This is a genomic window from Alcanivorax nanhaiticus, assembly GCF_000756665.1.
GTDB classification, from domain to species: domain Bacteria; phylum Pseudomonadota; class Gammaproteobacteria; order Pseudomonadales; family Alcanivoracaceae; genus Alcanivorax; species Alcanivorax nanhaiticus.
The window spans coordinates 428,809-448,793 of sequence record NZ_ARXV01000001.1 but is presented as its reverse complement, the minus strand read 5'-3'; the positions used below and the strand labels follow the sequence as shown (position 1 = coordinate 448,793).

Below are 19,985 nucleotides of genomic sequence, written 5' to 3'. Positions count from 1 at the left end.
CAAGTTTTGGCTGTCGCTCATGACAGACGACGTCCACAGTACTGGCTTGGCAGGCTTTAATATCAGCCATATTGGTGTCTTCGATTCGCTCCGCTCGGTGGGGTACGATTTGCGGTGATGGTGGTCCCCACCTGGGAGGCTCGGCATCTGCTGATATGTCATCGCACTATGATATGTGCGTGTCCTCGCCGGACGGGCTGCCGGCAGAATCTGAGAAAGTGTGACATCCGCACAGTGGCTCGGAGCTCGGAAGGGTGGGCTGACGAAGTAATCCACATCGATTTTCCTGCTTAAACCAGAGTTGCAGTTTCGATGGCGTAAAAAGACGCAGCCAGGCTAGCAATCATAGTGCCTGGCGTTATCATCCCTAGCGCATTTGGGCTATCGCTCCGGTAGTGGCAGGCTGCGGGAACGATAGCCTAAGATTTCTCAGAAACGGGCGTCACCGTTAATGACGCCAGGAAGGAGATCAGTTGTCATTGCTAGTTCTGTGGTTGCCTGCCCGCTATCGCCTTCATCTTGCGCGATTACGTCGCATCAGGCGATAGGTAGCGGGAAGCACAAATAGCGATAGCAGTGGTGCGGTTACCATGCCTCCCACCATGGGGGCAGCGATACGGCTCATGATTTCACTGCCGGTGCCATCCCCCCAGAAAATCGGCAACAGCCCGGCAATGATCACGGCCACGGTCATGGCCTTGGGGCGTACCCTTTGCACCGCTCCTTCGCGGATAGCTGCCAGTAGCTGGCTATCGCCGCTGTTGCCGGAATCCTGCCGTAACTGCCAAGCCTGCTTCAGGTAGAGCAGCATGATCACACCGAATTCGGCGGCAACACCAGCCAGCGCGATGAATCCGACCCCGGTGGCCACGGACAGGTTGTAGTCCAATAAGTACAGGAACCAGATCCCCCCTGTCGCCGCAAAAGGCAGGGTGCCCATGATCAATATTGCTTCATCCGCACGACGAAAGGTGAGGAAAAGCAGCACGAAAATGATCATCAGTGTGGCCGGCACTACAAGCTTCAGGCGGGCGTTGGCCCGTTCCAGAAATTCAAACTGACCAGAAAAAGATAAACTCACTGCCGGCGGCAGGTTCACCTGATCGCGTACCGCCGTACGCAAGTCCGCCACTACCGAGGCAAGATCTCGACCGCGTACATCGATATACACCCATCCGGATAGGCGACCATTTTCACTTTTTAGCATGGGTGGGCCGTCGCTGATAGCAATATCCGCGACGGTACCCAGGGTAATTTGGGCGCCGTTTGGGGTGATCAGCGGCAGATTTCGCAGTCGTTGAACCGTATCGCGCCATTCCCTCGGGTAACGCAGGCTGATCGGGTATCGCGCCAAGCCCTCGACCGTTTCGCCGATATTTTCACCGCCGACCAGACCACTGATTACTGATTGCACCTGGGCGATATTGAGTCCGTACTGAGCAGCCACTGCACGGCGGATGTCGATGTCCACATAGCGGCCTCCGGTAAGGCGTTCTGCCAGTGCCGATGACACACCTGGTACTTGCTTGGCGGTTTTTTCGATCTCGCGACTGACAGTATCAATCGTCTCCAGATCCTCCCCCGCCACCTTGATACCGATAGGACTCTTTATGCCAGTGGCGAGCATGTCTATGCGGTTGCGTATTGGCGGGATCCAGATGTTGGTCAACCCTGGCACCTTGACGGTGCGATCCAGTTCTTCCACTAGTTTTTCCGGCGTCATGCCTTCACGCCATTGGTCACGGGGTTTGAAACGAATAGTGGTTTCAAACATGGTCAGAGGAGCCGGGTCAGTAGCAGTGCGGGCGCGCCCTGCCTTGCCGAACACCTGCTCCACTTCAGGAAGTGTCTTGATCAGGCGGTCCGTTTGCTGCAACAACTCGCCGGCTTTCTGCGATGAAAGCCCTGGTAAGGCACTGGGCATGTAGAGCAGGTCGCCTTCATCCAGCGGCGGCAGGAATTCGCCCCCAAGATGGCTCAGTGGCCAGGCAGTGGTAAGAAAAACTAGCACAGCTACAACAAGAGTGGTTTTGGGCCGAATCAGAACTCGTTCCAGCAGGGGTTGATACACCCGGATTAAACCACGGCTGATCGGATTGTTCTTTTCGCTGGGTAACTTTCCACGAATCCAGTACCCCATCAACAACGGCACCAGTGTTACCGAGAGGCCTGCGGCGGCAGCCATCGCCCAGGTCTTGGTAAAAGCCAGCGGACCGAACAAGCGGCCTTCCTGAGCTTCCAGTGTGAACACCGGGATGAACGATAGCGTGATAATCAGCAGTGAGAAAAATAATGCTGGGCCTACTTCCGTGGACGCTTGGCTGATCACCCGCCAGTGGGTCTCTCCTGTCAGTGTTTGACCGGGGTTTTCATGGTGCCAAGCCTCGATTTTTTTGTGGGCATTTTCAATCATCACCACCGCTGCATCGACCATGGCCCCGATGGCAATGGCAATGCCGCCGAGTGACATTATGTTGGCATTGATGCCCTGATAGCGCATGACGATAAAGGCGCACAGGATCCCCAATGGTAGCGAGATGATCGCCACCAGAGACGAGCGAAGATGACCAAGAAACAGTAGGCACACCAGCGCCACGACAATGAACTCTTCCACCAGTTTGGTGCCAAGATGCCAGACAGCACGATCAATTAGCTGGCTTCGGTCATATGTGGTAACGATCTCCACGCCCTCTGGGAGGCTTGCGCGCAGCTTCTCAAGCTTGTCATGGACGGCGGTGAGCACTGCACGGGCATTTTTTCCAGAGCGTAGAATGACCACGCCACCGACCACTTCACCTTCACCATTTAGTTCGGAGATGCCACGGCGCATTTCCGGCCCGGTGCGCACTTCGGCCACATCGCCCAGCAATACCGGCACCCCGTTGACCAGCTTCAGTGGAATCTGACGAAAATCTTCAAGGGATTGCAGGTAGCCACTGGCTCGCACCATGAACTCAGCTTCACCCAAGGTGAGCACCGCGCCGCCGGTCTCTTGGTTGGCTTGTTGAATGGCACGACGCAACTGCTGATGGGTAATGCCTTGGCTGGCCATCCGAACCGGGTCCGGCACCACTTGATACTCACGCACCATGCCACCAATCGTGGCTACCTCTGCCACATCCGGTATGGTTTGCAGTTCGTATTTAAGGAACCAATCCTGCAGCGATGTCAGCTCGGAAAGACCATGCTGGCCAGTGCGATCTACCAGCGCGTACTGGTAGATCCAGCCAACACCAGTGGCGTCCGGACCTAGTGCTGGTTTCGCGGAATCAGGCAAGCGTGACTGCACCTGATTGAGGTATTCCAACACCCGGGATCGCGCCCAGTACAGGTCGGTACCATCCTCGAACAGCACATAAACGTAGCTGTCACCGAAAAACGAATAGCCACGTACGGTACGTGCTCCGGGCACAGCCAGCATGGTGGTGGCAAGTGGATAGGTGACCTGTTTTTCTACTAGTTGCGGTGCCTGCCCCGGGTAGCTGGTGCGGATAATTACCTGTACATCGGACAGGTCGGGGAGGGCATCTACCGGAGTGTGGCGAATGGACCACAGCCCCCAGGCGGCGATAAAAAGGGTGGCTAGCAAAACCAGAAAACGGTTCGCCAGTGACCACCGAATCAGTGCAGCAATCATGGTGTGTCCTCCAGTATTTCCAGGGATTCAACCACCAGGCCGTTATCACTATCGCTCACGCTAATGCGTACCTGATCACCTTCATGCAGTCCCCCTGCTACCTGATCATTGGCTAGCGAAAAACGCATTGTCATACCGGGCATGCCCAGGCTTTCGAAGGGCCCGTGACGTAGTTTTACCTTGCCACCAGCAAGTTCCACTATGGTTCCCTTGGCATAGTGCAAATTGTGTTGAGCAGCTGGGGAGTTGGCTGTTTCAGCGTGAACAGGTTGTACCTCAATGCCCTGCAGGTTGGCTTCTGAATCAAGCAGGAACTGGCCATTTACCACTACCTTTTCACCGACCTTCAGGCCGGCCATGATCTGGGTCTGTTCACCCAGATCGGTTCCTTCTTGCACTTCTTGGGGTCGGTATCGCCCGTTACCGTCGTCGACCATCACAAGGGTTCGCTGCCCCGTGCGCAGTAACGCATTGCTGGGTACAGTCAGTTGCGCTACGGATGTTTGGCCGTGAACCTGCACTTGGGTACTCATGCCGGGGCGTAAATCCCCCCGGCTGTTGGGGAGAGTCACACGCATGGTCACCGTCCTGCTTACTGGATCCACCAGCGGTAGAATTTCACTGATTGTGCCATCCCGTTGTGACGGAGTGGCGCCCGGTAGAGTAGCGGTGATGTGATCGCCGATATTGATCTGGCTTAGCTGCTTTTCCGGTACTGCCACTTCAATCCATACAGGTTTCAGGGGCTGGAGTGTGGCCACAGTTTCCCCGGCCATCAGGGTCATGCCGGGGCGGGCGTTCAGCTTATTGATTACTCCGTCATGTGGGGCGTTTATCGTCCAGGTTTCTACTGGCTCGCGTTGCTGTTCTATCTTGCTAACCAGACTGGCGGGCATGCCTAAGGACAATAGCCGTTGCTTGCCAGCGTTGACCAAATCATCATTACCGCTGGCAAGAACAGCTAACAGTTCATGTTGTGCACCGGTCCAGGCAGGCACGCGTAGTCTGACCAGTGGCTGCCCCGTGCTCACTGTGTCGCCATTGGTTAGAGGCCAGACTTGCTCGATGAAGGCGGAAGAGGGACTTTGTAACTGTGTCAGGGTGCGGTCGTTGAAAGATATAAGTCCCGACAGCTGTAGTGATGTGCTTGTTGTTGTCGATACGACGGGGACGCTGCGAATCCCCAGATTCTGCACCATGGCTGGATCAATGCGCACCGCCGAAAGAGGATTCCCATCAGTACCGCTATCGGCATAGCGTGGCACTAGGTCCATGTCCATGAAGGGGGATGGCCCGGGTTCCTCGAAATGCTGCTGGGGGTACATGGGATCATACCAGTACAACACCTTCTTCTTGTTGGAAGGGGCGGAGCCGGTTTCCATTTTCATGGCACCCTGTTGAGCGCCACTGTTCGTGCTGATTTTCCAGCCAAGAAAAAGGCCTACTAGTAACAGCAGCAGGCCAGCGAGTGGCAGAAAGAAATAGCGTTTAATGTTCATAATCGTTGTCCTCGCCCACCGGATCGTGGTGTTCGTAGGTAAAATGCAGAGCGGCAGCTTTTTCATAGCGCTGGCCGGCCAGTGAGATTTCAGTGAGGCGAGCCTCGAGCCATTCAGCGCGGGCCTGAACCAGATCCGCTAAGCTGCTGTCACCACCGCGCCAGGCGGCAGTAGCCAGCGCGATCTTTTCTTCTGCAAGCGGTACCAGTACGGTGCGCTGGCGTTTGAGGGTGCTCGATAGGCGCTGGTAATCCGCGAGTTCGGACTCCAGCATGGCTTTATGTTCGCGACGCACGGCGTCTGCTTGTGCTTCCAGAGCCATCTGTTTGGCTTCAGCGGCGGCAATGCGAGGCCCTTGCCGTGATTTCCCGAATAGCGGCAGGTCCATGTTCACCTGTAGTGTGGCCATGTCGCTGAAATCTTCACGATTGAGGTAGGCTAAGGTGAGCGACCAGTCCGGTTTTTTGGCTGCTCGAGCCTCCTGAGCGGCAGCGCCCGCCACGGCAGCCTCTCGCTCTATCACCGCCAGTTCCGGGTGCTGCTGCAGGCTGTGCAATAGCTGATCACCATCAATAGAAAAGTCCGGGGCATCACCAGCTAGAGGCTGGCGTCCCGGTTCGCCCAGCCAACGTACCAGTTGCGCTTGTGCCTGCTGCTGCTGTGCCAGCAACGCATCTTGGCGCTCAAGTAACTCTGCGGCCTCTCGGCGCGGGGCAATGCTGTCCATCGCCTTGCCTTGACCGGATGAAAGGCCTGCCTGCACGGCCTGATCAAATAGCCGGTTCTCCTTTAGGCGTTCATCTAACAGTGAGAGCTGCTTGGCGAGGGTGTGCCGTTTAATCCAGGCAATGGCTGTCTGTCTCTGCACATACAAACGGGTGCTTTCCGCTTGAGCCTGGGCAAGTTCAACCTGATGTTCGGCTGCCTCGGCCCGGGCTTGACGCTTACCCTGATTTGGAAAGCGCTGAGTCAGCCCAATACGCTGCATGGTCATGCGTTCACTGGACAGGCTGTAACGGTCATCGCCCTCAATCGGCACATTGTCCAGACCAAGAACCAGGGTGGGGTCAGGTAGGGCTGCGGCCGGGATCTGTCCCTCACGGGCAGATTCGACACGGGAAGACATGGCTCTGATTTCTGCAGAATTCTGCAAGGCGGCCTGAAGAGCCTGATCAAAGGTTAGGCCCTGCTCGGCGCGACCGAGCGTGGCGTAGCCGAGCAGGAGCGAAATCAGTAACTGCCGCCGCAAGGCGGCAGTTCGGAATAGATGGAACATGGTTTTCTCCAGTACAGGTAATCACGCGTGTAACGCGCAATAGAACGTGTCGGTTACTGGAGGGGGGGCAGCGGGGGGCGCCAGATAGAGGAAAGAAGACGAGGCGGAATATCCGCTTTCACAAGTGGAATGGGGGCTGCGTCGGGAGAATCATGAGTAGCAGTCAAAGGGGCACCATTCACCGACATCTGCGATATATGGCACTCTTGGCCTGGCTTGCAATCAGGTTGATTTGCGATGCTGTCGTCATCCTGACAACAGGGCCCCTTGGTGCTGCTTTCCATGTCTTGATGTTCCATGGGGCAAGGCTGCTTTAACAACACAACCGCCGTCATCCCCTGCACGGGAATGACGAAAATCAGCAGCAATGTCAGTAGAAGCCGCACCTTGGGCATGGGGTCACGCATTATTGTAAGTTGCAGAAAGAATAAACCAAGGGGCTACCCATAGGTCAACAAAAACCGCGCAAGTCCACGATTCGGTCCCGGATAGATCTGCGCATGTTTATTAATCATCCCTCTTGAGCGCGCTGGAGCTCAGTTTTTGCGGGGTATACGGATTTAATGGTTGATGGGGCACCTTCACCCCATCAATCTGATACCACCCTCAGATGGTTGATAGATCGACTCCGTAGTTGAGTTCCTCTGCGAAGTCCGGCAGTCCGTAACCGATGGTTTTCTTGTAGAAAGGAGAGACCTTCGCAGTCGGTGCCTTCTTCTTGTGCTTCGTGGTGTAGAGCATCCGGGCCCGCATCACCTCGAAGGAGTAACCGCGCCCTTCACGGTTCTTGTCCTTGGCCAGTCGGTTGATGGACTCCGTGTAAGCGTTGGTGACGGGCATGTCCGTCTCGAAGTAGGTCATGGTCTCTTCGCGCCAGTTTCCCACTGCCCTGACCAGATCGCTCCAGACTTCCTTTTGGCCCTTCGGGATGGTGGCTATCCACTCGTCCAGGGCGGCTTCTGCCTGGAGCCGTGTGGTGGCGTCCCAGATGCCGTAGAAGCGCTCCTTGTGCTCGTAGGCGGCCAGCAGTTGCGGGAACGCGCCTGTCCAGGTCTCCATGATGAGGCGCTCCCGGTCTGAGACTTCGTGAGCGCGTTTCAGCAGGATTTTCCGGTCTCCCTTGAGAGTCCGGCTCTGGGACGGTTTCAGCTCCTTTCTGAGGCCCTTGCGCACTCTCTCTAGGGCATCGTTGGCCATGCGCACCACATGGAACTTATCGACCACGATACGGGCCTGGGGCAGCACAGCCTTGACCGCTGCCCGGTAGGGGTTCCACATGTCCATGCTGACGATCTCGACCTTCTGCCGGTCTTTCAGCTTCATCAGGTAGTTGGTCACCACGTCCTGGCGGCGGGTGGCCAGCAGGTCGAGCAGGGTTCGCTCCTCAATGTTGGTCAGAATGCAGCGGTAGCGCTTGTTCAGGTATAGCTCGTCAATGCCCAGGATGAGGGGCGTCTCGAAGCGGTGCCAGCGCCCCAGGAACTCGGCGCGGGCGTTGAAGATGTCGCGCACCGTCTTCTCGTCCAGGCCGGTCTGTGTCGCCACAAAGGTGTAGGGGGGGTTGAAGGATTCCTTCTCCACGTACTCATGCAGCCGCAGTGTCATACGGAATCCGTCCACCATCTCCGGTAGCTGGGGCCTGAATGTTGTCTTGCAGGCCCGGCAGGTGTATCGGCGGCGGACCACCCAGAGAGTGACCCGCTTGCCGTGGATGGGCAGATCACGATAGGGAACGTCACGCTTGCCGAACCGTACGAACTCACCCTGCACGCCGCATTCCTCGCAGGCGATGGGATCGGGCACGTCCACCTGGAAGTGCATTTCGTCGTCGGTTGATTTGCAGCCCAGTACTTGGTATTGCGGCAGGTGAAGGATGTTGTCGGGAAGTTCGGTCATGGTGTTGTATAGGCGTAGGTGTCAGTCAGATCCATCCGGCTCGGCATTGGTGTTTGCTTTTTTACCCAACAAGCTGCTGGAAACGAAAAGTAAGGCACCGAGGACAATTGCAATATCAGCCAGGTTGAAGGCCGGCCAATGCCAGTCTCGCCAATAGAAATCAAAGGAATCCACAACATAGCCGCGAAAGACCCGGTCAATCAGGTTGCCCATGGCGCCACCGAGGATAAGACTGTAAGCGATGGCTTCTCCTTTATGACGATTTTCAAGGATCAGCTTGATCAGAAAAATCGAGACCACTACCGCGATTCCGATAAAAAAGTAGCGCTGCCAGCCTCCACCATTCGCAAAAAGACTGAATGCGGCACCGGTGTTCCATAGGTGCACCCAGTTAAAGAACGGGGTCACCGAAACATACTCGCCATAGGCCATTGATTGCTGCACCAGCCACTTTACAGCCTGATCAGACGCTGCCAGCAGGCCCGATATGGACAATAGGGCATACGGCGAGAGCTTTTTGCCAATAATGAGCATTATTTAACCCTTCAACGCCAAAATGCGTCTGGCACCGTTAAGTACAATGCCCCCCGCGATGGTGCCGATAATCAGATCCGGATAATTGGAACCGGTCCACGCGACCAGGGCGCCGGCGGTGATGACCCCCAGGTTGATCACCACGTCGTTGGCCGAGAATATCCAGCTTGCCTTCATGTGCGCCCCGCCTTCCCGATGTTTGGATATGAGCAGCAGACAACTGGTATTGGCAATCAATGCGACGAATGCGATAGCCATCATCACCAGCGATTCAGGCTCACTACCGAATACAAAGCGTCTCACCACCTCTACGAGCACGCCCACAGCCAAAATCAGTTGCAGTACACCAGCAAGATGCGCGGCACGTACCTGCATTTTCACGCTATGTCCAACCGCATAAAGGGCAAGCCCGTACACCGCCGCATCGGCAAAATTGTCCAGGGATTCTCCAATCAGGCCGGTGGACTGGGCGATCAGACCGGCAGTCATTTCCACCACGAACAGAAGTGCATTGATGCCGAGCAACCAGCGCAGGGTCCCGGATTCTTGCTTAGCAGAAGCTGCCGAAAACTCGGCGGCCTTGATGGTCTCCGGATTTGCAGCGACGGTTTCCTGAAGCGAGGCGCCTAGCCCCAAGGTCTTCAGTTTCGAGGTGACGGGCTCGACCTCGCCGTCATGCACGACCTTCAGCCGGCGGTTCGACAAGTCGAAGGACAGCGCCCGAATCTCCTCAAAGCCGTTCAGGGCTAGGCGAATCATTCGTTCTTCTGATGGACAGTCCATCTTCGGCACGGCATAAACACTGACCCATCTCCCTGGCGCCTCGGAGGAGGCCTGTATATCGGTATCCGCTGCGGACGTTGCATCACCGCCACAGGCGCCACCACAGGATTTGCTCATGATACGACTCCACTTGAACAATGTTGTGGTACCATTTAAAACTATAAAGCTACTATAAGGTCAATAGAGTAAAGAATCCGTTGGGGAGGAGGCTGATGCGCATTGGTCAGTTGGCGCAGTTGGTAGGGGTCGAAACACAGACGATCCGCTTCTATGAACAGCAGGGCTTGTTGCCGCCGCCTGATCGGCAGGACAACGGTTACCGTGTCTATACCGAGAAGCATGGTGAGGGGCTGGCCTTCATCCGTCGCTGCAGAATCCTGGGCCTGTCACTGGCTGAGATTCACGAACTACAGAGCTATCAGGACGACCCTCATCAGCCTTGTACCGCCGTCAACGCCTTGCTCGATGATCACATCTCTCATGTGCGGTCGCAGATAACCGCTCTGCAAGCGCTTGAGAAACAACTCGTTTCACTGAGAGCGAGTTGCAACGATGACCGGGAAGTTGAGGCGTGTGGGGTTCTTGCTGGAATTAGCGAAGGAAACATGCACCAGCAGTAGGTGAAGCATCAACCAGATAATCCGATGAGATGCCGGTCTGTCTCACTCTCATGCAAAGGTAAGATCAACCATTTAATCCGCTTACCCTTTTTGCGATCTTCTGCGTTGTCGGCGGGCCACTCAGAAAATGCAAGGAAATACAGTATAGCTAGGTTAACGGTGGGGATCAGTATCAGCGCTCCTGTCCACCCCGGATACCCCATGCGCTGGCAAATACGCCAAGCCGGAATGACGACAGCAATGGCAATCACCAGCAACCACAGCCAGTGGCCTGACCACATTGTGTTCCCGAAAATGTGGTCTCCCATCATAGCCATAGCCTCTCTTCCAGATCCGAGTTAATGGTGATGATGCGCGTGACTCTCTTCTTGATTCGCTTGCGCGGATTTCGGCGATTTTTTGAGAAAAATCTGCTCGGAAACTGCAATCGCAATCATGGTGGCCACAGCCACGCCAATGACGAACGGATCCGTATTCAGCTTTACCCAGACAAAGCCGCCCAGCGCTAAAAGATCCAGAAAGATGGCTATCGCTGGCACCCAGCTGTTAGCGTTGATGTCTATGCGTAGATGGCGCAGTACACCCCAGTGAATGGCAATATCCATAATCAGGTAAAACACGATACCCAGTGCTGCAATTCGTGACAGATCAAAGAAGGCAGTGAGGATCAGTCCCAGAATAACGGTATAGACCAGTGTGCGATTCGGGGTCAGGTCTTGCACCGTGCATGACCCCAATTTAGAAAAGCACTGAACAAGGCTGAGCATTCGACCCCTTCGGCAGCTGAGTCAGGCGTAGGTCTAAACCATGCCCATAACACCATGTATTGCCTATCTTGCGGATTATCCAGAGGTTCTACCCACTTTGGAGCATCTCTTTGAAACAGAGTGGCCCGACTACTATGGGGCGGGTGGCCCAGGTAATGCCCACGATGATTTCTCTACTTACTCAAGCCGGGATCAACTGCCCGTTGGGCTGGTTGCCTTCGTGAATGCTGAGCCGTGCGGTATTGCCGTGCTCAAGTCGGAGTGCGTCACGACGCACAAACATCTCACCCCATGGGTTGGTGGGGCCATGGTTGTGCCACAATACAGGAGCCAGGGTATCGGGGCGCATATGCTATTTGCACTCGAAGAGCTTGCCCGTAATAGGGGGTTCAACGTTATTTACTCTGGCACAAGCACGGCAAATACGTTGCTTATTCGTGAGGGATGGGAGTTCGTGGAATTAGTGCAATATAACGGTGAGGCCGTATCTATCTATAAGAAGATGCTCTAGAAAGCTCCGTCAACGGGATGCAGTCCGCTGCCCCGGTCAGGTTTCCTGAATCAGTTGGCGGCTTGATTGAGAAAGGAGAGTGGGAAATGAAATGTTTTAATCATCACGAAAGTGATTCGGTGGGGCAGTGTAAGCACTGTTATAAGGGGCTATGTAAAGAATGCGCAGCGGATACGGGTGTTGGTATCGCATGCAAGGGTTTACACGAACAAGATGTTGAGTTCTTGCATTCACTGATAGAGAACAACAAGAATGCCTATTCGAACACTCCCCAATCTTTATTGATGAGCAACTTGTTTGTGCTGCTCATGGGCGGGCTCTTCGTGGGATATAGCCTGTACTTTTCAGGATCCAGTTTTTTAATGTGGTTTGGTTTTCTTTGTATTGGATATTGGGCTTCTATGACGGTATACAACTTTATGTTGCTTAAAAAAATCAAAACTGACTATTAGTGTGCCAGGTGACTGCGGCACTTCAGCTCAATTTTTTATGGCTATAACGTCAGCAATATCACTGAGAACCTGTTCATGGAAGAAAAAGTCGCTGTTTTCGGTTTTCTCCGTTTCCCGCCGGAATCTATGCTTGCTATCCGCCCTTATCTGGCCGAATTCGTGCGGGCTACCCGCGCCAACGATGGCTGTCTTGCCTATGATGTGGCGGAGGATCTGGCTGAGCCGGGATTGATTCGTTTTTCGGAGCTGTGGCCGGATCACGGATCTCTGGACGCCCATCTGGTTGCTCCGCATATCGTGCCGTGGCGCGAGGCTGCAAGAGCGCATGGGTTGCTGGAGAGACAGTTTACGGCTTACGACATCGCTGGCGCTCGCCGGGTATAGTTTTCTCTTACGCAAAGGACATGGCATGAAGATCTATGGTGATAGCCAATCGGGCAATTGCTACAAGGTGAAGCTGGTTTGCCACTTGCTTGAGTTGGAATATGAGTGGGTGGATGTGGATATTCTTTCTGGAGAGACTCGCACAGAGCAATTTTTGTCCTGTAATCCCAATGGCAAGATCCCTTTACTGGACCTCGGCGATGAGGGTTATCTGGCTGAGTCGAATGCCATTATCAATTACCTGGCCTCGGGATCTTCCCTTTACCCTTCCGATGCGTTGTCGCAGGCCAGAATCCAGCAGTGGCAGTTCTTTGAGCAATATAGCCACGAGCCCTATATCGCGGTGGCCCGCTTTATCAACAAGTACCTAGGGCTGCCGTCTGAACGGGCTGAGGAGTATGCCGCCAAACAGGCTGGGGGACACAAGGCTCTGAAAGTCATGGAAGGCCAGCTCCAGCGCAGTGACTATCTGACGGGTAATAAGATGACGACGGCAGATATCTCACTGTATGCCTATACCCATGTTGCGCATGAGGGAGGTTTTGATCTTGGTGGGTACCCTGCGATACAGGCGTGGTTGGGCAGGGTTGCTGCCAGGAATGGCTTTGTAGAGATGTTATAGCGTTATTTCGTGCGGTTTTTCATGGAGAGTCTGGCCCGCCTGATGCAAAAGCGGGCGATGGCTGACAAGCTTCCCGTGTCACGATTACGGTAATGCGGGAAGTTGTCAGCCAAAGACGAGGAGGGTCAGGACCTGATGCCTGGATCAGAAGCCTACCGGTTTGGGGTACACTCCTTGTTCTCGCTCCAGAATAATTTGACCATTCTTCAGGGGGATGTCAGGTAAAGCAGGGTAGCCTTTGAAATAGTCCTTTTTGTTACCTTGATAACCGGTGATGCCTCTGTTCATGGAGTAATAGATATTGCCGTTGGCGATCAGGAAACCATTCATGCTCGTGTTTTCCTGAGCCACTATCTGGTTCTGCCCGTTACTGTAGCGTTCGATCAGATAGCAAACCCGTGAGCACTCGCTACCCGGTGTCTGGTTGCTAATGGTTCTGACGAGGGCAACGGATTTCCCAGTAGGATCAAGCGCTTTTTCCCTAAAGCTCTTGGCGAGGCCAAGTTGGTGATTACGTTGGCCGTCAAAGAAAACCAGTTCGCCGCTCTCATTGGTATACAGTACCGAGCCGGCGTGGAATTCCGGCCGATAAAGCTGGTTGCCTCTTTGGTCATCGTAGAAGTGAACGGCCTTTCTGCCTTGCACAACCCAGTGAGAATGAGCCCGGCCGCCACTTTTTGACACCAGAATATCCCCCTCAACCCCCAGGTCCAGACTCCTGTTTTTAAACAGCTTGATGATATCTCCGCTATGGTGAATCAGATCAATATGTCGTGTGGTTTGGCTTTGATGGCTGTTTGGTGCTGCGTGTCTTGTGTATTTGATCAGTGCTGAACCGTCCCCCGATGGAGCCAACCGTTGAATAGACTGATTGTCTGCATGCTGCTTTTCGAAAACGCCTTTCGGGTTCGGCGAGGGGCCTTTCTGGATCCATGTGGGATGGTTACCATCCAGTTTGAGCAGGCCATGGCAGGTGCTACAGCCAGCGATCTCTACCGAAACCAGCACGCTGCCACTGGCGAGTAGTACCGCATTCTTGAGCCTGTAGTCGGCCCGTGTTTCCTTATACAGCACCGCATGGCCCTGGCCGGGGACGATTTTGATCACTTTGCGATAGTCGCTGCTAACCCCGACGATTTCACCGTTGTAGCTATGGCGGTAGTGGAAGTCTCTTGGTGAGGAAGAAATGAGCGTAATGGATTGTGTGGGTGTGGGCTGCGCTGTGGAGCGGTTCGCCTGTGTCTCTCTATCTGTAGAGGGGGTTGTGGATCGTGCTTCCCGTTCTTTTCTGCGTTCTTCGTTTACCGCTTTCAAGGCCGCATAAATTATCTCTTTGCGTTTTTTGGCTTCAAAACTACGGTCTTCAGTGGCGACGATCTGATCACCGAAGACAAAGACCCGTACGCCGACAGTACGGTTTTTTGTCCGCGATTTACTTTCAACATCGGGGTCCAGATAACCGGCATTGATCATTGCTGGCATCCGGGAGCGAGCTTCCGGCGTGGTGAAGATCTCATCAGGGTCATCATCTTCATCGATCTTGTCAAAGCGGTGGAAATTGGCGCGATCCTGGATCAGGAAGCCTGTCAGGTTATTCAGCGCTTTCCCTTTGCTGTTCACTCTGTCCTCGTCTGAAATGACAGAGGTATAGACTTCGTCGGCCTGCCAAGCCCGAAGAATAATGGCAATACAGCCAGGATCGGAGCAGTCCTTATACCCTTCAATGAACGTTTTTGGATCACGGGCCTGAATGTAGGTAACACCAAGGTAGATAATGGCGATGCCCACTACCAAGCCGATTAGATTCTTCATTATCCCCCCTCATACGGATGGCGAGCATCCGCCCTTTCCCTTCAAGTTTGATGTTCATTATTCAGGAAACGTAATGAATCTTCATGTTCAGAGCGATCTTTCATTGAGGAAGATCGGGCAGGTGCAGAGCGGTATCTGTGGATAGCTTCTTGACGGAGGGGCAGCCCTAGAAGCGCTCCTGACTCAATGGCAGAAGCAAGACAGCTGCACCAACCAGCGCCGCTGCCGCCCCTAGCAAACCCGGTGCAAAGCTGCCGCTGCTTTCCAGCAAGTTCGCTGTGACCACAGGCCCGAGGATCTGCCCAACGCCATAACAGGCGGTGAGTGCGCCCAATGCCATGCTGGCGGCGTGGGGGGCCAGTTGTCGGCCACAATACATGCTGAGCGCAACGACTGCGGTGAATGTGGCACCCACCAGCAGACCACTGGTGACCAGACCAGTGAGCCCTGGTAGCCAGGCGGGTGCGCTTACCCCAAGGGCTTGTACTACTAGCGCCATCATCAGTGCATTACGTTCGCCGGCCCGGTTGGCGAGTTTGCCCCACAGCAGGTTGGCGGGTACTGCCGCGAGGCCTACGGCCAGCCAGGTATAAAAAGCGGCGTTATCCAGCGCGGGCAGTTGTTGTCTGGCAATCACGGGCAGGTAGGTGGTGCTGGTGATATAGCCAAAGCCGGCCAGCGTATAGCTGGCAATGAGGAAACCCAGTGCCCTGCGATTGAGCGGAATGCGGCTGTGCGCCTGTTCGCGGGCGTGGGGCAGGGCGGGGATCACCCGCAGCATTGCCATCAGGGCCAGTGCCAGCAACCCGCAGGCAAACCACATGACAGGGAAGCTACCTTCAAGCTGCTCCACCAGCGCTACCGTCAGGGCGGCAATACTGATGCCCAGACCGATGCCCGCGTAATGAATGTTGCCCAGCCGTGCCCGCAAGTGATTGGGCAGGGCTCCCAGCACCAGAGCAGAACCGTTGACCATGATGATGGCGCTGGCGATGCCCGCCAGAAAGCGGTTGATCGCCCAGGGTGTGAAGGTATGGCTCAGCCCCATCAACAGGCTGGTAATCACGCTCACCCATAACGCCGACCAGAATGCGGTGCGTGCTCTGTGGGCTGGCACGGCCATGGCCAGGATGGCACCGAGTAAATACCCGCCGTAATTCACTGCCGCCAGATAGCCACCGGTGACCGCGGTGAGGTTGGTGTCGGCAATCATGTCCGGCAGGGCTGGAGTGAACAGGAAGCGGCCGATGCCCAACGCGATGACCAGGCTGAAGGTGCCGGCCAGTGCAATGCGCAAGGCGTCTTTATCGGTTGCTGCCATGATCACTCACTTTTTCAGAGGGGGGCGTGAAGGTTGGCAGGAAGCCTAACAGGTCATTGGCGTTTGCTCTGCTCATTTCGAATGATGTTCAACATTTCCGCTGGTGATAATTCGCCATTGGTCGCATGCGGTGCGGCCTTTTTTCACCATGCTGGCGCAAAAAGGGGGCTTTCCGGGTTGTGGTCGGCATTGTGGCAAGTGGGTGATGCATTTTGGGGATGCGCTAATGATTCAGAACAGTGCCGCTTGGGCAATTTATGGGCGCTCCTTTTGTGTGTGACGATCAGGTGAAACCTTAACCTGCTGAAAATATTGAATTTTCAAACTTGGCACAGCATTTGCCTTAGTCATGACATCGCAGCAACAACGCTGTGACCAAAATTTGTCTTCGTGATCAATGGCGATCACGACAAGATTCGAGCAAAGGCGCTCAAGGAAACCGGTCAACGATGACCGGGTTCCCTGAGCGCTTTTTTTATGCCTGCGGGATAGCAGGCAAATGAGGGAAGACTGATGAAAAAGTTTATTCGCACAGCAATTACTGCTCTGACCGTAGGGCTCTCGGCCAGCGCCATGGCGGACGATTCAGTGGGCTGGCCGGAAAAGGCTGACCTCAAGTTTGGCTTTATCAAGCTGACGGATATGGCACCGCTCGCTGTGGCTTACGAGAAGGGGTTCTTCGAAGAAGAGGGTCTGTTTGTGACTCTGGAAGCCCAGGCGAACTGGAAAGTGTTGCTGGACCGTGTGATCGACGGCCAGCTGGATGGCGCACACATGCTGGCAGGCCAGCCGTTGGGGGCCACCATCGGTTACGGCACCGAAGCCCACATCATTACCGCGTTCAGTATGGACCTAAACGGTAACGGTATTACCGTTTCCAACGCGGTGTGGGAAGAAATGAAGAAAAACATTCCCAGCGAAAACGGCAAGCCGGTGCACCCGATCAAGGCGGATGCCCTGAAGCCGGTGGTGGAGAAATACAAGGCGGAAGGCAAGCCGTTCAACATGGGCATGGTGTTCCCGGTATCCACGCATAACTACGAGCTGCGCTACTGGCTGGCCGCCGGTGGCCTGAATCCGGGTTACTACGCACCGCACAAGGGCGATACCAGTGGCCAGCTACAGGCTGACGTACTGCTGTCCGTGACGCCGCCGCCGCAAATGCCGGCCACGCTGGAAGCGGGCACCATTTATGGCTACTGCGTGGGTGAGCCCTGGAACCAGCAGGCGGTGTTCAAGGGCATCGGGGTGCCGGTGATTACCGACTACGAAATCTGGAGAAACAACCCGGAAAAAGTGTTCGGCGTGAGCAAGGGCTGGGCCGACAAGTACCCCAATACCCATGTTCGTGTGGTGAAGGCGATGATCCGTGCGGCCAAGTGGCTGGATGAGAACAACAACGCCAACCGTCCGGAAGCAGTGAAGATCCTGTCTCAGCCCAACTATGTGGGTGCGGACTACGATGTGATCGCCAACTCCATGACCGGCACCTTCGAGTACGAAAAAGGTGACGTGCGTGAGGTGCCGGATTTCAACGTGTTCTTCCGTTACAACGCGACCTATCCCTACTACTCCGATGCCATCTGGTACCTGACCCAGATGCGCCGCTGGGGCCAGATCAGCGATACCAAGCCGGATAGCTGGTACATGGATATCGCCAAGAAAGTATACCGCCCGGACATCTATGCGGTGGCCGCCAAAGCCTTGATCGCAGAAGGCAAGATCGGTGCTGACGAGTTCCCGGATTTCGCGACCGAAACCGGTTACAAGCCGCCGCAGAAAGGCTTCATCGACAACATTACCTATGACGGTCGCAAGCCTAACGAATACCTGGCGAAGTTCCCGATTGGTCTGAAAGACGGCGATACGCTGTAAGACGCTGACGTCGAGCGAGGAGAAGCAATCATGGTGACGCTGACATTCCCAACCTGGATGGAACCCTACCGCGCCCTGGCCACCGGCAAGATGTCGGGTGAGCAGTGGCAAGCCTTGCTGCGCCAATTGATCTGGCCGGTAATGGGCATGGCGATCTTCCTGCTGCTTTGGCAGCTGGCGGCCCAGCGAATCGATACCTCTCTGGGTCAGTTCCCGGGACCGGTGGATGTCTGGGAGCAGGCGGGTTCTCTGATCGATGAACATCAGGCATCCCGCGCCAAGGAAGCGGCGTTTCATGAACGCCAGGAGAAGTACATTGCTTCCCGGCTGCAACAGCAGCCGGAGTGGGAGCCGGTTTACCGGGAATACACTGGTGCGCCGACGTTCTTTGACCAGATCGGCACCAGCCTGATCACGGTCATGAGCGGCTTCCTGCTGGCGTCCATGATTGCCATTCCTCTCGGGATTGTGATCGGCCTGAGCAGCACCGCACACGCCGCCATGAATCCGCTGATTCAGCTGTTCAAGCCGGTATCGCCGCTGGCCTGGTTGCCGCTGGTAACCATGGTGGTGAGTGCGGTGTACGTGACCGACGATCCGCTGGTGGCCAAGTCCTTTCTGACCTCCATGTTCACCGTGTCACTGTGCTGCCTGTGGCCGACGCTCATGAATACCTCCGTGGGTGTGACTTCTGTCAGCCAGGATCTGACCAACGTGTCTCGTGTGCTGCGTCTCAATGCACTGAGCCATGTGCGCAAGATCGTACTGCCTTCAGCGCTGCCGATGATGTTTACCGGTCTGCGTCTGAGTCTGGGTATTGCCTGGATGGTGCTGATCGCGGCAGAAATGCTGGCGCAGAACCCGGGTCTTGGGAAGTTCGTCTGGGATGAATTCCAGAACGGCAGTTCCCAGTCCCTGGGCCGCATCATGGTCGCGGTGATCGTGATTGGTTTGATTGGTTTCCTGCTGGACCGCCTGATGCTGATGCTGCAGCGCGCTCTGGTCTGGGACAAATCCTCCGTACAGCGCTAAGAAAAGGAGAAATGACATGAAAGCATTACTGGAACTCTCCAACGTCGGCATGAAGTTCGACACCCCGAAAGGCACTTTCGAAGCGCTGAAAGATGTGAATCTGAAAATCGATTCCGGTGAATTTGTCTCGCTGATCGGTCACTCCGGTTGCGGTAAATCCACGGTACTGAACATCGTTGCCGGTCTGCTTCAAGCCACTGATGGTGGGGTGATTCTGGACAAGCACGAAGTGACTGAACCGGGCCCGGAACGAGCAGTGGTGTTCCAGAACCATTCGCTGCTGCCCTGGCTAACGTCTTTTGAAAACGTGGAACTGGCGGTGAAGCAGGTCTTCAAGAAGACCAAAAGCAAAGCCGAGATTCGCGACTGGGTAGAACACAACCTGGAGCTGGTGCACATGGCTCATGCCATGCACAAGAAGCCGGATGAAATTTCCGGCGGCATGAAACAGCGTGTGGGTATTGCCCGTGCATTGGCCATGCAGCCGCAGGTGTTGTTGATGGATGAGCCGTTCGGTGCGCTGGATGCACTGACTCGCGCCCACCTTCAGGATTCCCTGATGGAAATTCATGCCCAGCTGGGTACCACGGTGATCATGATTACCCACGATGTGGATGAGGCGGTGCTGTTGTCCGACCGCATCGTGATGATGACCAACGGCCCGTCCGCGACCATTGGTGAAATCCTTGAGGTGAAGCTGCCTCGTCCGCGTGATCGCCTGGCGCTGGCAGACGATCCGACCTTTGTGCGCTGTCGTCAGCAGGTGCTGCAGTTCCTGTACGAGAAACAGCGCAAGGTGGAACCACTGCCAAAGCGTGAAAGCCCGAAAGCGGAAGCGGATCGTAAGCGGGCCTGATTCAACAGATTTTTTTACAGATTAAACCGCCTGCTTTTTCGCGCACCGAAAAGCGGGAACGGGAAAGGTGCGTCCTGAATTCACGAATAAACCGATTTTAATTTTGGG

17 protein-coding genes are annotated in these 19,985 nt (G+C 55.2%); 7 read left to right on the top strand and 10 right to left on the bottom strand.

Annotation, left to right across the window (positions count from 1 at the left end; genetic code table 11):
• Positions 1-514 precede the first annotated feature (514 nt).
• The 6 genes from Y5S_RS01995 to Y5S_RS01965 form a co-directional block, all read right to left on the bottom strand.
• Complete coding sequence (locus Y5S_RS01995; RefSeq protein ID WP_035229862.1) at positions 515-3,637, bottom strand: efflux RND transporter permease subunit; 3,123 nt, start codon at positions 3,635-3,637, stop codon at positions 515-517.
• Positions 3,634-5,136 carry an efflux RND transporter periplasmic adaptor subunit gene (locus Y5S_RS01990; protein WP_035229861.1) on the bottom strand — a complete coding sequence of 501 codons (1,503 nt, stop codon included), beginning with the start codon at positions 5,134-5,136 and terminating at the stop codon, positions 3,634-3,636. The genes Y5S_RS01995 and Y5S_RS01990 overlap by 4 nt, the downstream gene beginning before the upstream one ends.
• Positions 5,126-6,412 carry a TolC family protein gene (locus tag Y5S_RS01985; protein WP_035229858.1) on the bottom strand — a complete coding sequence of 429 codons (1,287 nt, stop codon included), beginning with the start codon at positions 6,410-6,412 and terminating at the stop codon, positions 5,126-5,128. Before Y5S_RS01985 ends, Y5S_RS01990 begins: the two co-directional genes overlap by 11 nt.
• 606 nt (positions 6,413-7,018) lie before the next feature.
• Entirely contained in the window at positions 7,019-8,308 is a 1,290-nt protein-coding gene (locus Y5S_RS01975; protein WP_035229853.1) for an ISL3-like element ISPpu12 family transposase, read from the bottom strand.
• Between the two features lie 21 nt (positions 8,309-8,329).
• Positions 8,330-8,842, bottom strand: a complete 513-nt coding sequence (gene lspA, locus Y5S_RS01970) for a signal peptidase II (RefSeq protein WP_004863699.1) — start codon at positions 8,840-8,842, stop codon at positions 8,330-8,332.
• Between the two features lie 3 nt (positions 8,843-8,845).
• Entirely contained in the window at positions 8,846-9,742 is an 897-nt protein-coding gene (locus tag Y5S_RS01965) for a cation transporter (protein ID WP_004574643.1), read from the bottom strand.
• 95 nt (positions 9,743-9,837) lie between these two features.
• On the opposite strand from Y5S_RS01965, the gene cadR reads away from it, so the two are divergent.
• Positions 9,838-10,245, top strand: a complete 408-nt coding sequence (gene cadR, locus Y5S_RS01960) for a Cd(II)/Pb(II)-responsive transcriptional regulator (RefSeq protein ID WP_004364961.1) — start codon at positions 9,838-9,840, stop codon at positions 10,243-10,245.
• A gap of 8 nt (positions 10,246-10,253) precedes the next feature.
• On the opposite strand, the gene Y5S_RS01955 is transcribed toward cadR, so the two are convergent.
• Positions 10,254-10,562 carry a hypothetical protein gene (locus Y5S_RS01955; RefSeq protein WP_231552607.1) on the bottom strand — a complete coding sequence of 103 codons (309 nt, stop codon included), beginning with the start codon at positions 10,560-10,562 and terminating at the stop codon, positions 10,254-10,256.
• Between the two features lie 21 nt (positions 10,563-10,583).
• On the bottom strand, positions 10,584-10,967 hold the full coding sequence (locus tag Y5S_RS01950; RefSeq protein WP_331280421.1) for a hypothetical protein: 384 nt from the start codon (positions 10,965-10,967) through the stop codon (positions 10,584-10,586).
• Between the two features lie 85 nt (positions 10,968-11,052).
• On the opposite strand from Y5S_RS01950, the gene Y5S_RS20150 reads away from it, so the two are divergent.
• From Y5S_RS20150 to Y5S_RS01930, 3 genes are all read left to right on the top strand, one after another.
• Positions 11,053-11,523 (top strand): GNAT family N-acetyltransferase, encoded by a 471-nt coding sequence (locus Y5S_RS20150; RefSeq protein WP_052041327.1) that lies wholly within the window; start codon positions 11,053-11,055, stop codon positions 11,521-11,523.
• A 527-nt stretch (positions 11,524-12,050) separates the two neighbouring features.
• A complete protein-coding gene (locus tag Y5S_RS01935; RefSeq protein ID WP_035229842.1) occupies positions 12,051-12,359 on the top strand; it encodes a putative quinol monooxygenase in 309 nt (102 codons plus the stop codon).
• A gap of 25 nt (positions 12,360-12,384) precedes the next feature.
• Positions 12,385-12,981, top strand: a complete 597-nt coding sequence (locus Y5S_RS01930; protein WP_035229839.1) for a glutathione S-transferase family protein — start codon at positions 12,385-12,387, stop codon at positions 12,979-12,981.
• Between the two features lie 144 nt (positions 12,982-13,125).
• On the opposite strand, the gene Y5S_RS01925 is transcribed toward Y5S_RS01930, so the two are convergent.
• Together Y5S_RS01925 and Y5S_RS01920 are read right to left on the bottom strand one after the other, a co-directional pair.
• On the bottom strand, positions 13,126-14,793 hold the full coding sequence (locus Y5S_RS01925) for a hypothetical protein (RefSeq protein WP_035229837.1): 1,668 nt from the start codon (positions 14,791-14,793) through the stop codon (positions 13,126-13,128).
• Positions 14,794-14,959: 166 nt separating this feature from the next.
• A complete protein-coding gene (locus Y5S_RS01920; RefSeq protein ID WP_035229834.1) occupies positions 14,960-16,114 on the bottom strand; it encodes a YbfB/YjiJ family MFS transporter in 1,155 nt (384 codons plus the stop codon).
• A gap of 513 nt (positions 16,115-16,627) precedes the next feature.
• Here Y5S_RS01920 and Y5S_RS01915 point away from each other — a divergent pair.
• Genes Y5S_RS01915 through Y5S_RS01905 form a run of 3 tightly spaced genes read left to right on the top strand, consistent with a single transcriptional unit; the run spans position 16,628 to position 19,877 of the window.
• On the top strand, positions 16,628-17,989 hold the full coding sequence (locus tag Y5S_RS01915; protein ID WP_035229832.1) for a CmpA/NrtA family ABC transporter substrate-binding protein: 1,362 nt from the start codon (positions 16,628-16,630) through the stop codon (positions 17,987-17,989).
• A gap of 30 nt (positions 17,990-18,019) precedes the next feature.
• Positions 18,020-19,021 carry an ABC transporter permease gene (locus Y5S_RS01910; RefSeq protein ID WP_035229830.1) on the top strand — a complete coding sequence of 334 codons (1,002 nt, stop codon included), beginning with the start codon at positions 18,020-18,022 and terminating at the stop codon, positions 19,019-19,021.
• A 16-nt stretch (positions 19,022-19,037) separates the two neighbouring features.
• Positions 19,038-19,877 carry an ABC transporter ATP-binding protein gene (locus tag Y5S_RS01905; protein WP_035229829.1) on the top strand — a complete coding sequence of 280 codons (840 nt, stop codon included), beginning with the start codon at positions 19,038-19,040 and terminating at the stop codon, positions 19,875-19,877.
• Positions 19,878-19,985: the final 108 nt, after the last annotated feature.